The organism is Herbaspirillum sp. NPDC101396 (assembly GCF_044767365.1).
Lineage (GTDB): Bacteria > Pseudomonadota > Gammaproteobacteria > Burkholderiales > Burkholderiaceae_D > Herbaspirillum.
In genome coordinates this window covers 937,579-951,753 of sequence record NZ_JBIWNT010000001.1, presented here as the reverse complement: position 1 = coordinate 951,753, position 14,175 = coordinate 937,579, and the positions used below count along the sequence as shown (strand labels likewise).

Annotated in this window: 10 protein-coding genes; 6 read left to right on the top strand and 4 right to left on the bottom strand. The window is 60.8% G+C overall.

Annotated features, from left to right (window positions below):
* Positions 1 to 18: 18 nt before the first annotated feature.
* Positions 19 to 3,174: an EAL domain-containing protein gene (locus tag ACIROY_RS04260; RefSeq protein ID WP_402339919.1), complete on the bottom strand. Its 3,156-nt coding sequence runs from the start codon at positions 3,172 to 3,174 to the stop codon at positions 19 to 21.
* Positions 3,175 to 3,388: 214 nt separating this feature from the next.
* Between ACIROY_RS04260 and ACIROY_RS04255 the strand changes: the two genes are divergently transcribed.
* From ACIROY_RS04255 to fghA, 3 genes are read left to right on the top strand one after another with little or no spacing between them, the layout of a single operon-like run.
* Positions 3,389 to 3,643, top strand: a complete 255-nt coding sequence (locus tag ACIROY_RS04255) for a hypothetical protein (protein WP_402270813.1) — start codon at positions 3,389 to 3,391, stop codon at positions 3,641 to 3,643.
* Positions 3,640 to 4,746, top strand: coding sequence for an S-(hydroxymethyl)glutathione dehydrogenase/class III alcohol dehydrogenase (locus ACIROY_RS04250; RefSeq protein ID WP_116433896.1), 1,107 nt, complete (start codon positions 3,640 to 3,642; stop codon positions 4,744 to 4,746). Before ACIROY_RS04255 ends, ACIROY_RS04250 begins: the two co-directional genes overlap by 4 nt.
* Positions 4,715 to 5,596: an S-formylglutathione hydrolase gene (gene fghA, locus ACIROY_RS04245; protein ID WP_402339916.1), complete on the top strand. Its 882-nt coding sequence runs from the start codon at positions 4,715 to 4,717 to the stop codon at positions 5,594 to 5,596. Before ACIROY_RS04250 ends, fghA begins: the two co-directional genes overlap by 32 nt.
* An 81-nt stretch (positions 5,597 to 5,677) precedes the next feature.
* On the opposite strand, the gene ACIROY_RS04240 is transcribed toward fghA, so the two are convergent.
* The 3 genes from ACIROY_RS04240 to ACIROY_RS04230 all read right to left on the bottom strand — a co-directional run bounded on the left by ACIROY_RS04240 (position 5,678) and on the right by ACIROY_RS04230 (position 10,078).
* The gene (locus ACIROY_RS04240; protein ID WP_402270817.1) at positions 5,678 to 7,243 is read right to left on the bottom strand and encodes a DHA2 family efflux MFS transporter permease subunit; all 1,566 of its coding nucleotides are present in this window, start codon (positions 7,241 to 7,243) and stop codon (positions 5,678 to 5,680) included.
* A gap of 15 nt (positions 7,244 to 7,258) precedes the next feature.
* Complete coding sequence (locus ACIROY_RS04235; RefSeq protein ID WP_402339914.1) at positions 7,259 to 8,488, bottom strand: HlyD family efflux transporter periplasmic adaptor subunit; 1,230 nt, start codon at positions 8,486 to 8,488, stop codon at positions 7,259 to 7,261.
* 87 nt (positions 8,489 to 8,575) lie between these two features.
* Positions 8,576 to 10,078 (bottom strand): efflux transporter outer membrane subunit, encoded by a 1,503-nt coding sequence (locus tag ACIROY_RS04230; protein ID WP_402339911.1) that lies wholly within the window; start codon positions 10,076 to 10,078, stop codon positions 8,576 to 8,578.
* Between the two features lie 237 nt (positions 10,079 to 10,315).
* Between ACIROY_RS04230 and ACIROY_RS04225 the strand changes: the two genes are divergently transcribed.
* From ACIROY_RS04225 to ACIROY_RS04215, 3 genes are all read left to right on the top strand, one after another.
* The gene (locus tag ACIROY_RS04225; protein WP_402270823.1) at positions 10,316 to 10,933 is read left to right on the top strand and encodes a TetR/AcrR family transcriptional regulator; all 618 of its coding nucleotides are present in this window, start codon (positions 10,316 to 10,318) and stop codon (positions 10,931 to 10,933) included.
* Positions 10,934 to 11,045: 112 nt separating this feature from the next.
* The gene (locus ACIROY_RS04220; protein WP_402339908.1) at positions 11,046 to 11,690 is read left to right on the top strand and encodes a methylamine utilization protein; all 645 of its coding nucleotides are present in this window, start codon (positions 11,046 to 11,048) and stop codon (positions 11,688 to 11,690) included.
* A gap of 37 nt (positions 11,691 to 11,727) precedes the next feature.
* The gene (locus ACIROY_RS04215) at positions 11,728 to 14,112 is read left to right on the top strand and encodes a putative bifunctional diguanylate cyclase/phosphodiesterase (RefSeq protein WP_402339905.1); all 2,385 of its coding nucleotides are present in this window, start codon (positions 11,728 to 11,730) and stop codon (positions 14,110 to 14,112) included.
* Positions 14,113 to 14,175 lie beyond the last annotated feature (63 nt).

Here is a 14,175-nt window from a genome sequence, read left to right as displayed (position 1 = left end):
GGTGCGTGCGGCAGAGGTTCAGGCAGGGGCGTACCGCTGCAGCATTTCCACGAATTGCTCATGCGGGATCGGGCGACTGAAGAAGTAGCCCTGGTATTCATCGGAGCCGAATACTTGCAAGGCTTGCAACTGCACTTCGGTTTCCACGCCTTCGGTGACGACCTTCAGGTTGAGCGCGTGCGCCATTGCGATGATGGCCTGGACGATGGCGCTGCCGTTGGCGTCGTGTGGAATGTCGGTGATGAAGGAGCGGTCGATCTTGACGTTGTCGACCGGGAAACGCTTGAGATAGGCCAGCGACGAGTAGCCCGTGCCGAAGTCGTCGATCGAGATCGTGAAGCCGAGCGCGCGGATGCCGTCCATGATGGCGATGGCCTGTTCCCGGTTGTGCATCACCATGCTTTCGGTGATCTCGAATTCCAGGCTGGCGGAAGACACGCCGCGTGCCTGCACTACGCGCTGGATGTCGGCCAGCAGGTTGTCATCGTTGAACTGGCTGCCGGCCAGGTTGATGGCGATGCGGCCGAACGGCAGCCCGAGCTGGTTGAGCTTGACGATGTCGGCACAGGCGCTGTCGAGCACCAGCAGGCCGATCTGGTCGATCAGGCCGGCTTCTTCGGCCAGGCCGATGAATTCGCCCGGCGGCAGCAGGCCGCGCACCGGATGCTGCCAGCGTACCAGTGCTTCGGCGCCGACGATGCGCGCGCTGGCGAGCTCCACCTTGGGCTGGTAATGCACCACGAATTCGCGGCGTTCAATGGCGCGACGCAGCTCGGTTTCGAGCGCGATGCGCTCGACGGTGTGCGTGTTGACTTCATCTGAATAGAAGCGGTAATCGTCCTTGCCGTTGTGCTTGGCGCGGTACATGGCGATGTCTGCATTCTTGATCAGCGTCTGCGCATTGGGACCGTCGGTCGGATAAGTGGCGATGCCGATGCTGGCGCTGAGCTGGCATTCGTGACCACTGATGTCGAACGGCTTGCGCGCCACCGACAGGAGTTTCTGGGCGATTTCGCCGAGTTGCAACGGATCGTCGTAGTCGTCAACGAGGACGATGAATTCATCACCGCCGACGCGCGCCAGGATATCGAGCTCGCGCAGGCAGTGGCGGAAGCGCAGGGCGATCTCGCTCAGCAGCGCTTCGCCGGTTTCATGGCCGAAGGTGTCGTTGATGTTCTTGAAGCGATCCAGATCCATCAGGAACACGGCGACCTGGCCACCGCGATGTTCCGCATGGGCAATGGCATTGCTGATGTGCTGGGTGCACAGGAAACGATTCGGCAGGCCGGTCAGTTCGTCGTAGTGCGCGAGGTGGCGGATGCGTTCCTCGGCCTTGCGGCTTTCGATGGCGACGCTGGCGAGGTCGGCTGCGACACCGGTCAGGTGCAGGTATTCGCTGCTGGGGATGCCGTGCTCCTTGAGCAGGGCGGAGAACACGCCGAGCACCTGGCCTTCCTTGCCGATGATCGGCCAGGAACCGCACGAGGGAAACTCTTCCAGGTGGATGTATTGGCGCGCGTTGCTCATCACCGGATCGCTCTGGATGTCGCCGACCACGTAGGGCATGCGTGTGATCACGGCTTCGCTGCTGGCGCCGTTGCCGTGTGCGATCGGCATGGTCAGGTAGCCATGCCGCGCGCGGTCGGACAGGCGCGCGGAGATGATCGCAGAAAAACGCGTGTTGTCGTCGTTGAGCAGCAAGATGGAGCAGATGCTTTGCGGAATCTGGGAATCGGCGAACAGCGCGATTTCCTTGAGGATGTCTTCCAAGTCGGCGTCCGTCATCACCAGGTGCAGGATACGATTCTGCGTTCCCTGCAGCAGCTCGGCGCGCTTGCGGGCGCTGATGTCGCGCAGGATCGCGAAAATTGCGAAGCCTTTGTCCAGTTCGGTGCGGTTGATGGTGACGTCGGTGTAGATGATCTTGTGGCGGCGGATGGTGACCCATTCGAACTGCTGCGGCTCGCCGGCGATGGCTTTTTCGATCAGTTCGGCGATGTCGGGCTGTTGCAATTGCAGCGCGCTCTGACGCGAGAACAAGCCGACCTTCTTGCCGATGATGCGCTGCTTGTCGGCGACGCCGAAGAACTTCACCGCGGCCGCATTGCAGTCAATGTACAGCATGTCCGGGCTGAGCAGGACGATGGGATCATTGCCTTCTTCGTACAGCTTGCGATAGCGATGCTCGCTCTCGGTCAGCACGTCGTCGCGCTTCTGCTTGTAGTTGTAATAGATCAGGAACGCGATCAGCGCCAGCACGATGAAGCCGCTGATGCCGATCGACAGCAGGATGCGATTCAAGGTACGGCTTTTCCATGGCGACAGCACGTCATCCATGCGGCGCGCGTAGACGGCGACCATCCCCGCTCCGGGGATTTTCTTGTAGGTAAACAACAGGTACTCGCCGGTCAGCGCCGAGGTTTCCTCGAAAGCGCCTTCAGCCGGGCCGTTGCGGATGTTGACCATGCTCTTGGCGTCGCGCAGGCTCTTGTTCAGCCAGGTTTCCTCGAATGGCGAGCGGATCATCAGCGAGCCGTCGTCCTTGCGTAGCGAAACGATGGCCTGGTAGTTGGTGATGCGTTTGTAGAAGTCGAAGAAATAGGAGACGCGCAGCTCGGCCACGATCATGCCCACATGTTGTCCGCGCATGTACAGGTTGCGGGCGATGGGCAGCACCAGCTCCTGGTTGTAGCGACTCTTGGCGAGCATGCCGACGAAGTAATGTGGCAGTGCCGGATTGGCGTCGACCTCGCGCAATTGCAGGTCGTTGAGTTCGATCTCGGTGGCGCCGACGCGCATGGAACTGGCGCGGCTGACACCGGTCAGGTCGACGAACCGCAGCGACTGCACCGGCGCCAGCGACTGCTTTTCATCGGAGAGCAGTTGATAGAGACCGACGTCGTCGTCGAGGATGTGCTGGTCGGCGGTCTGGATGGCGACTGCCGTCGACGCCAGCATATGGTCGATGTCGGCCAGGATCCGTTCCGCGTGCTCTTCGACGCTGCGCACGGCCACCATAGAGCTGCCTTTTTCGGAAGCGATCGTCAGTTGCCGGTCCTGCTCGACTTCCCACCATGTCTGAGCGCTGATGACGGCGATGACGAACACTACAAAAAAAAGCAAAGTCCGTAACGTACTGGTTGACCTTCCTAGCGACTTTATCCCTTTTCCCATTTGCCCAGTATTGAGTGATGTTGCTGTAATCAAAACAAAACCGGTGTCCCCCGGTAATTGTTCTTGTCCGCAAGGAGTATTGCTTGGCAAGATCGATCCTTATTTTGTTTCTTCTGTGAATCGTCTCTTTATGGATTAACCATACCGCAAGCGCAATGCTTTGTCATCCGTCGACAGATGCAGACAGATCGTTTACGGTCAAAGTTCTGCTTCCTTGAGCGAAGGACAATTATTTCCTTGCAAACCAATTCCTTCAGGCAATGCGATAATACGGCCCTTCGGCGGAACGCATCGCGGTTGCCTGTTTTTTGCGCATTTTTTTGAGCCGGAATGCGACCCGTTCGCAATGGTCGCAATGATCGCAACGAGCGTGATGAACGCCATGATTGATGATCGTTCACAAGCTGCCGATGAATTCTACAAGTGCGCCGACATTTTCCATCAACAGATCAAAGGGACATATTCATGAAGACCAAAGCAGCAGTCGCCTGGCAGGCAGGCAAGCCATTGACCATTGAGGAAGTCGAACTGGGAGGTCCCAAGGCCGGTGAAGTACTGGTCGAGATCAAGGCCACCGGCATTTGCCATACTGATTACTACACGCTCTCGGGCGCCGACCCGGAAGGCATTTTTCCGGCCATCCTCGGCCACGAAGGCGCGGGCGTGGTGGTCGACGTCGGTCCCGGCGTCAAGAGTCTGAAAAAGGATGACCACGTCATTCCGCTGTACACGCCGGAATGCCGCGAGTGCAAATTCTGCCTCTCGCAAAAAACCAATCTGTGCCAGGCGATCCGCTCGACCCAGGGCCGCGGCCTGATGCCGGATGCGACCAGCCGCTTCTCGCTGGACGGCAAGCCGCTGTTCCACTATATGGGCACGTCGACGTTTTCCAACTATATCGTGGTGCCGGAAATCGCCCTGGCCAAGATTCGTGAAGATGCGCCGTTCGACAAGGTTTGCTACATCGGCTGTGGCGTCACCACCGGGGTCGGCGCCGTGCTGTTCACGGCCAAGGTGGAGGCAGGCGCCAACGTGGTCGTATTCGGTCTCGGCGGCATCGGCCTGAACGTGATCCAGGCAGCCAAGATGGTGGGCGCCAACAAGATCATCGGCGTCGACCTGAACCCTGGCCGTGAAGCCATGGCGCGCAAATTCGGCATGACCGATTTCATCAATCCCAAGGATGTCTCCAACGTGGTCGACGCCATCATCGGCCTGACTGACGGCGGCGCCGATTACAGTTTCGAGTGCATCGGCAACACCACCACCATGCGCCAGTCACTGGAATGCTGTCACAAGGGCTGGGGTCAGTCGATCATCATCGGCGTGGCTGCAGCCGGCCAGGAAATCAGTACTCGTCCGTTCCAGCTGGTCACCGGCCGGGTCTGGAAGGGATCGGCCTTCGGCGGCGCACGCGGCCGCACCGACGTGCCGAAGATCGTCGACTGGTATATGGAAGGCAAGCTCAACATCGACGACCTGATCACGCACAAGCTGCCACTGGAACGCATCAACGAAGGCTTCGACCTGATGAAGAGCGGTGAATCGATCCGCTCCGTCGTCGAGTTCTGACGTGGCGCCGGAACTGTTGAGCGAGCACGCCTGCTTCGGCGGCGTGCAGGGCTTCTACAAACACGACTCGCAAAAGATCGGCCTGCCGATGCGTTTCTCGGTGTTCACGCCGCCGCAGGCGAAGCAGGGACCGGTGCCGGTGCTGTTCTACCTGGCCGGCCTGACTTGTACCGAAGAGACTTTCATGATCAAAGGCGGCGCCCAGCGCGTCGCCGCCGAACTCGGCATCATGCTGGTGGCGCCGGACACCAGTCCGCGCGGAGCGAATGTCCCGGGCGAAAGCGACTCCTGGGACTTCGGCGTCGGCGCCGGCTTTTATCTTGACGCCACGCAGGCGCCGTGGAGCACGCACTATCGCATGGAGTCGTACGTGGTGCAGGAGCTGCGCGCACTGATCGTGAAAGAGTTTGCCGCAGACGCTGCCCGCCTTGGCGTCTTCGGCCACTCAATGGGTGGTCATGGCGCGCTGACGCTGGCGCTGCGCCATCCCGAGGTCTATCGCTCAGTGTCGGCGTTCGCACCGATCGCGGCGCCGTCCCAATGTCCTTGGGGTGAGAAGGCGTTCGGCAATTATCTCGGTGGCGACCGCGCGACCTGGCTGGAACATGACGCCAGCGCGTTGATGCGCAAGGCCGCGACGCCGTTCCCGCAAGGCATCCTGGTCGACCAGGGACTGGCCGACAAATTCCTGGCGGAGCAATTGTTGCCGCAGGAATTCGAAGCCGCCTGCGACCAGGCGAAGCAGCCACTGGAATTGCGCCGGCATGCCGGCTACGACCACGGCTATTACTTCATCTCGACCTTCATGGAAGATCACTTGCGATTCCACCATCGGATCTTGTCGGCCTGAACGCTTTCAGCGATCATGAAAAAAGCGCTCGTCCCGAGAGGGAGCGAGCGCTTTTTCTTTGCACGAAAAGATAATCGCGTATCAGTGCGCCGCAGCCGCCGCTTCTGCTCCTGCGTTGCCCTTGGCCGGCTTGATGATCCAGATCACCGGAATGATCACGAGGAAAATCACGCCCGACAGCCAGAAGATGTCGTTGATGCCGATCATCGCCGCCTGCGCGTTCAGGTTGCGCTCGATCAGGCCGGTGGCCTGCTCGGTGCTCATGCCGAAACTGCCGGTCAGATTGCTGAACATTTGTTGCAAGGCCGTGCTGTAGGGCGTGGCATGTTCCGTCAATTGTGCATGATGGACGATGGTGCGATTGTTCCATGCCGTGGTTGCCACGGAAGTGCCGATCGCGCCGCAGAACACGCGTACGAAGCTCGACAGGCCGGCGGCGGCGGGGATGCGTTCCGGCGGCAGGCCGGACAGCAGCAGCACCGTCAGCGGCACGAAGAACATCGCGGTCGGGATGCCTTGCAACAGCGTCGGCAAGATGACCGTCCACTGGTCGACTTCGAGGTTGTAGCGCGAGCGCATGAAGAACACGCAGGCAAAGCCGACGAAGGATGCCGTGGCCACCTTGCGCGCATCCATGCGCGGCAGGAACTTGCCGATCAGCGGCATCAGGATCACCGCGAAAATCCCGATCGGCGCGGTCGACAGGCCGGAGTCGATGGAGCGATAGCCGAGATATTGCTGCAGCCATTGCGGCAGCAGCACCAGGTTGCCGAAGAACACGCCGTAACCGATCGAGATCGCCACCGTGCCGCCGAAGAAGTTGCGCCTGCCGAACAGGCGCAAGTCCACCACCGGATGGTCGTTGTTCAACTCCCAGATCACGAAGTAGGCGAAAGCCACCGCTGCAATGATGCCCAGCGTGACGATGGTCGGCGAGGCAAACCAGTCCAGGTCCTTGCCCTTGTCGAGCATGATCTGGAACGCCGCTACCCAGGTAATCAGCAACAGCAGGCCGATGGTGTCGATCGGCAGTTTGTGCGTGGGACTTTCACGATCCTTGTAGATCGCCATTGTCATGCCGGCGGCCAGCAAGCCGACCGGGATGTTGATGTAGAAGATCCACGGCCATTTATAAGCATCGGTAATCCAGCCGCCCAGCGCCGGTCCCGCCACCGGCGCGACCACGGCGGTCATGCCCCATAGCGCCAGCGCGAATGATGCTTTGGATTTGGGGTAGGCCCCCAGCAGCAACGACTGCGACAAAGGCACCATCGGGCCCGCTACCAGGCCTTGCAGGACGCGCGCGCCCAGCAGGATCGGTAGCGTCGGCGCCAGGCCGCACAGCCACGACGCCAGCACGAACAGCAGCACCGACGACACGAACAGACGCACCGCGCCGATGCGCTGCGTCAGCCAGCCGGTCAGCGGGATCGAGATCGCATTGGCCGCCGCAAAGGAGGTAATGACCCAGGTGCCTTCATCGATGGAGACGCCGAGGTTGCCCGAGATGGTCGGGATCGCCACGTTCGCAATCGACGAATCGAGCACGTTCATGAACACCGCCAGCGACACGCACAAGGTGCCCAGCACCAGCTTGCCGCCGGTCAGCGGCGGCGGAGGTGTATAGGTTTGAGGACTGCTCGCCATGGAGAATGCGTCCGATCAGGTGTGAGGAATGACGATGGCGGCCTTCTTCTTCGACGCCGCCTGGGTGGGCAAGCCACTGGCGTTGTCGCTGATGATGCGGTCGACGATCTCATCGGCTTGCTTGCCGAGGTCGCTGTAGACGTTGGTCTGGAAGTTGGTGGGGACGGCTTCCAGCGTCTTGCCGTCGCCGTGGATGTCCACGGTGGCGGTGGTGGACAGGCCGACGCGCAGCGGATGCGCCTGGACTTCCTGCGGGTCAAGCGCGATGCGCACCGGCACGCGCTGGACTACCTTGATCCAGTTGCCGGTGGCGTTTTGCGCAGGCAGCAGCGAGAAGGCGCCGCCGGTGCCGGCCGAGAAGCCGACCACGGTGCCCTTGTACTTGACGCTGGAGCCGTAGACGTCGGCAATCACTTCAACCGGTTGGCCGATACGGATGTGCTTCAACTGGCCTTCCTTGAAGTTGGCGTCGATCCAGATCTGTTCCAGCGGCACGATGGCCATCAGCGGGTTGCCTGGAGCAATGCGCTGGCCCAGTTGCACCGAACGCTTGGACACGAAGCCGGAGACTGGCGCCACGATGTTCACGCGGGCGTAGTTCAGGTAGGCATTGCGCACTTGTGTGGCCGCCTGCAGCACGTTCGGATGTTCGGTGACGCTGGTGTGGTCGGTCAGGGCGCGATTGGCGGCCAGACCGGCACGGGCTTGTTCCAGCGCGGCGGCGGCGTTCTTGACGGCGTCCTGCGCATGGGCCAGATCTTCTTGCGAGACGGCGCCCGAAGCGATGCCGGCCTGACGGCGCTGCAGGTCGTCGCGGGTGCGGGCGAGATTTGTTTCAGCGGCAGTGACGTTGGCCGCCAGCGTGTCGTTGTTCAGGAATGTCTGACGCGTCTGGCGCACGGCCTGGGCCAATGCGGCTTCGGCTTGCGCCAGCGCCAGCTTGGTGTCGGCGGCGTCCAGCGAGACCAGTTGCTGGCCTGCCTTGACGACTTGCGTGTCGTCGGCCTTGATCGCCGTGACGGTGCCGCCGACCTGGGCCGAAATCTGCACGACGTTGCCGCCGACGTAAGCGTCGTCGGTTTCTTCGAAGAAGCGGGCGTGCAAGAACCAGTACAGGAACAGGCCGATGGCGACGATGATCAGGACGAACGTCAACACCAGCAATTGGCGCTTGCGTTTGCCATTGCCATTGCCGTTACCGTTACCGTTGGCGGCGTTGCCGTTTTGTGGAAGGGCTTCACTCATGAATTACTCCGTGCATTTCTTTGTTTTTTCTGGGAGGCGCAGCCGCTCATGGGCGGTCGCGTCACGCTTGTATCTATCTGATAAAAATTATTGGGCTTTGGTCGCCGCCGGGCTTGCGGGGGCTGCAGTTGTGGCAATAGCCAGTCCCGCCTGCTGCGCATCGAAGCCGCCGCCGAGCGCCTTGAACAGACCGATCTGCTGGTTGCGCTTGCTGGCTTCCAGGTTGATCAGCGCCTGTTGCTGGGCGAGCAGAGCGGTCTCGGCGTCGAGCACCACCAGTTGCGAAGTCAGGCCGATGCGATAGCGTTCGCGCGCCAGATCGTAGGCGCGCTGGGTTGACGCCAGCGCTTCGCGGCGGATCGGCAACTGGCGATCGATCGAACGGATGCCGGTGATCTGCTTGGCGACGTCGCCGTAGGCTTCATTGAGCGTCTGGTTATAGGACGCCACCGCCATGTCATACGACGCATACGATCCCTTCAGATTGGCGCGCAGGGCGCCGCCTTCGAAGATCGGCAGGCTGATCGCCGGACCGAACGCAATGCTCTTGCTGGAGGCCGTGAACGGATTCGCATTGAGCAGGGAGTCGAAGCCGATCATGGCCGACAGGTTGATGTCGGGATAGAAGCGCGCCTTGGCGACGTCGATGTCCTTGGTGGCGGCTTCCACCTGCCAGCGCGCCGCGACGATGTCGGGACGGCGGCCCAGCAGATTCAGCGGCAATTGCGCCGGCAGTTCCGGCGTGGTCAGCGTGGCCATGCGTGGCGCGGCGATTTGCAGCCCGCGGTCCGGGCCTTTGCCGATCAGCACGCCGAGCTGCTGGCGCGTCAGCGTGATCTGGCCTTCGCTTTGCGCCAGCTGGGCGCGTGCTTCCGCGCTGCTGCCTTGCGACTGGCTGCGTTCGATTTGTGTATCCAGACCGGTCTTGACGCGGTCGACGGTAATCCTTTGCAGCGACTCGCGCTGGTTGACCGTGCGCTGCGCAATATCGTGCAGTGCATATTCAGTCGCCAGCTGGTTGTAGGTCGAGGCGATCGAGCTGGCCAACACCAGGCGGGTTTCCTGGGCAGCAGCTTCTGCGGCCTTCTGTTGCGATACGGCTTGCGCCAGCGCGGCGTGATTCTTGCCCCAGACGTCCAGCTCGTAGCCCAGGTTCAGGAAGGCTTTTTTCTCGTTGTACCAGCTACCGCCGTAAGGTGGCGGGTAAATGGTGGTTTCCGGGAACAGGTTGCGCGTGAACGAAGCGTCAGCGGTGACGGTCGGCAGCAGTGGCGCGCCTTTGCTCTCAGCCAGTGCGCTGGCCGAGGCAATGCGCGCCTGCGCCTGTTGCAGGTTGGGGCTGTTTTCCATGGCTTCGGCGATCAGCGCGCTCAGTTGCGCATCCCCGAACTGGCCGACCCAGTTGGCCGCAGGCCATTGGCCCTGGCCGGCCAGGCTGCGCTCGGCGGCGTAATCGCCGGGTTGCGCCATGTGTTTATCGCTGTCGATGCCGCTGAAGCTGGCACAGCCGGACAGGCCGAACATGCCGATGGTGAGCGCGCAAAGGGCGATCACCCGCAAACGCAGTGCGGGCGATGAGGCGGATTTCATGACATTCTCCAAAGTGGATTCTTATTGCTGTATCTGGATGTGAATCGAAAAGACGATCTGAAACTGCTATTTGAAATTTGAAACTGAATTTTTCGACGAGGTTGCTGCCACCGTTTGAATTTCCTGGCCGGTGGCGACTTGCTGAGGCCGTTTGCACGCTAGCGAGTAAAAACTCATCTTTTTGTATTATACTCGTATATACGAACATTAGCTCATGTTAGAAAACTGGATTGAAAAATGAAACTGCAACCTCGCAAAGAACCTCGCCAAGCACGCTCGAAAGCCATGGTCGACACCATCCTCGACGCCATGGCAAGGGTGCTGGTGGAACGCGGTTATGCCAAGACCAACACCAATCTCGTGGCGGAAGCCGCAGGCATCAGCGTCGGTTCGCTGTATCAGTATTTTCCCAACAAGGATGCGCTGATTTTTGCGCTGCGCGAGCGCCATGTCGCGCGCATGCTGCATCTGTTCGAGGAAGTGGTGGCAAAGATGGATGCGTCGGGCAGCCTCGAACGCGATTTTGAAGCGCTGATCGAAGCGCTGGTGGCGGCCCACCTGGTTGAGCCGGAACTCAATCGCATTCTGGAAGAAGAATTTCCTTCGTTTCACCTGCCGGTGTCGAACCATGTCCGCCAGCGCTTCTTTGAAGCCATCCGCGGCGTCCTGACCAAGCATCGCAAGAGCATCAGCGCGCCGGACGTGGATGTGGCGGCGTTTGTGGTCCAGCGCATGCTCAAGGCGCTGGTCAATGCCGTGGTGCTGATCGCGCCGCCGGGACTGAATGCCGCCAGTGTGCGCTCCGAAATTGTTCCGGCAGTTGTCGGTTATTTAACAGCGCAAAGGTCGAATTAATTGCATAATGGGTCTCGCTCGCCAAAAACGTCGCTAATAATAATTCCGAGGTGAGCAGGCTGGCAGGTTGTGCTGCCGATTTTTCGATCCGTTTTTCAAATTCGTAACGATCATGCGTCTATCGTTTGTTCACCGGCATGCCCGTCGCATGCTGGCAGGGAGTCTTGCGTTGCTGGCGGCCGGTGCGGCCTTGAGCGCTGCAGCCGCGAGCGTCACGGTACAGGTTCTCGATGTCAACGGCGCACCCGTGCCCAATGCCGTGGTCTATGCAGAGCCGACCAGCGGCCAGGCGGTGCCGAAATCGCTCAAGCCGGCCGAAGTCGAGCAAAAAGACGTCAAATTCTTTCCTCTGGTAAGCGTGGTGCAAGTCGGTACGCCCATCCTCTTCCCCAATCACGACAAGGTGCGGCATCACGTGTATTCGTTTTCGCCGGCCAAGACCTTCGAGTTGAAGCTGTATTCCGGCGTCCCGACCAGCCCGATCCTGTTCGACAAGGTCGGCACCGTGGTGCTGGGCTGTAATATCCATGACCAGATGGTCGCGTACGTGCAAGTGGTCAATACGCCGTTCTTCGGCAAGACCGACATGGCCGGCCGCGTGAAGCTGGACGGTCTGGTCAACGGCAAGTACGCGCTGAAGGCCTGGTATTTCAAAATGGCGCCCAATGAGGCAGCCATGGAACTGCCGATCACTTACCAGGGCGCTGACTTGCAGGCCTCGGTCAAGCTGAACGTCAAGGCCGTTCCGGTGGATTAAGCGTAACCGCAAGCTAAGAGAAACGGGGAGCTCACAAGTGCGTTGGCATCGGCTGGAAAACCGCATCGTTGCACTGTTCATCATCCTGATCCTGCTGGTCCAGCTGGCGGGTTTCATTGCCATTCGCAAAGCGATTGATGAAAACGCGCGCGCCTCGATCCGCGACGAGCTGATCATCGGCGAGCGTGTGTTCCTGCGCCTGCTGGAACAGAACGCCGACAAACTGACCCAGGGCGCACGGCTGCTGGCGTCCGACTTCGGTTTCCGCCAGGCGATCGGCACCGACGATCGCGAAACCATCACCTCCGTACTCGAAAACCACGGCGCGCGCATCGGCTCGACACTATCGATGCTGATCGGCACCGACCAGCGTGTCAAAGCTTCCACCCAAGCTTATCCCAGCACCGACCTGCAGCGCAGCGCGCTGGAGCTGGTCAGCAAAGCCGCCGCCACCAACGGCGCCTCCGACACTGTGATCGTCGACGACAACCTGTTCCAGATCGTCGCGGTGCCGGTACGGGCCCCGGTCATCATCGGCTGGGTCGTGATGGGCTTCCCGGTCGATAAAAAACTGATTTCCGACATGCGCGCCTTGTCGTCGCTGCAAGTCAGCGTGCTGGTCAGCACGCGCGCAGGCCAATGGCAGCAGGATGTCTCGACGCTGGCCAAGCCGGAATCGGCGATGCTGATGTCGCAATTGCCGCAGTCGCCGGCCAGCAACAGTTTCATTCCCCAACTGAGCATCGCAGACAACGACTACAGCGCGCGCATGCTGGTGCTGGCCAAAGGCCAGGGCAGCCAGAGCGCGGTGGCGGTACTGCAGCGTTCGATCAGCGAAGCGGTGGCGCCGTATCGCCGCCTGCAACTGATCCTGCTGTCCATCAGCATCATCGGCGTGATCATGGCGATCTTCGCCAGCGCCTTTGTGGCGCGCCGCATCACCAGTCCGTTGCGCGCATTGGCCGACGTCGCCAAACGGCTCGGCACCGGCGACTACCGAGCCCGCATCGACATCAAGGGCGGCGACGAAATCGGCAAGCTGGCCGACGCATTTGAAAGCATGCGTTCCGGCATCGCCAACCGCGAACTGGAAATTCGCCGGCTGGCGTATTGGGATCCGCTGACCGATCTGCCCAATCGCGTGCAGTTCGCCACGCTGCTCAACACCGCCATCGAGCGCGCCAAAACCACCGGCGGCCAATGCCACATCCTGATGATGGATCTGGACCGCTTCCAGCACGTCAACGACGTGCTCGGCCACAGCTTCGGCGACAGCCTGCTGCGCCAGGTGGGACGCCGTCTGGAACAGCAGCTGGAACGTGAAAACGACAAGGTTGCCCGTCTCGGCGGCGACGAGTACGCGATCCTGCTGCCGGCCACCGATCAGGTTGAAGCGGTGCGCCAGGCCAAGCGCATCCTGAGTTCGCTGGAAGTGCCGCTGTCGATTGACGAGCAGACCGTGGACCTGGGCGCCGGCATCGGCATCGCCGGCTATCCGGAAAACGGTGAAAACAGCGACACCCTGCTGAGCAACGCCGAAGTGGCGATGTATGTCGCCAAGCGGCGCGGCAGCGGTTTCACCGTCTACGAACCATCCATCGACAAGAGCAGCCAGGAAAGCCTGAGCCTCTTGAGCGAACTGCGCCGCGCGCTCGACCGCGACGAATTCCTGCTGTACGCGCAGCCCAAGGTCGATCTGGCTTCGGGGCGCGTGGTCGGCGCCGAGGCGCTGGTGCGCTGGATGCATCCGGAAAAGGGTTTCATCGGTCCGGACAATTTCATCCCGTTTGCCGAGACCACCGGCTTCATCCGCATGCTGACGTCGTGGATGCTTGGCAAAACGGCAATCCTCTGCAGCGAACTGCAAAATCGCGGGATTTCGCTCAAGTTTTCGGTCAATCTGTCGACACGTGATCTGTTGGATCAGGATTTGCCGGAGCACTTTGCCGATATCCTGGAACGCAATAACCTGGCGCCGTCGTCGATGTGCCTGGAGATCACCGAGAGCGCCATCATGGACGATCCGGTGCGCGCGCAGCTGACGCTGGAGCGGCTGCACGCCATGGGCGTGGAACTGGCGATTGACGATTTCGGCACCGGGTATTCTTCGCTGGCTTATCTCAAGCGGTTGCCGGTGGACGAACTGAAGATCGACAAATCCTTCGTGATGAACATGGAGCACGACGCCGACGACGCCAAGATCGTCAAGTCGACCATCGACCTGGGCCACAACATGGGCCTGCGCGTGGTGGCGGAAGGGCTGGAGACGCTGGCGGTCTGGAACCTGTTGCGGCAAATGGGTTGCGACCAGGCGCAAGGTTATTTCATGAGCAAGCCGATGCCCGGCGACCGCTTCATCGAGTGGCTGGAGCAATGGACGCCGCCGGAAGTGCCGAGCCAGTCGGAGAACATGGCAATTTGAATTGCTGCACCTGGAGTCGATACAGATTCGGAGCAGCAGAGTTGGGGAAGGGGGAAATACATG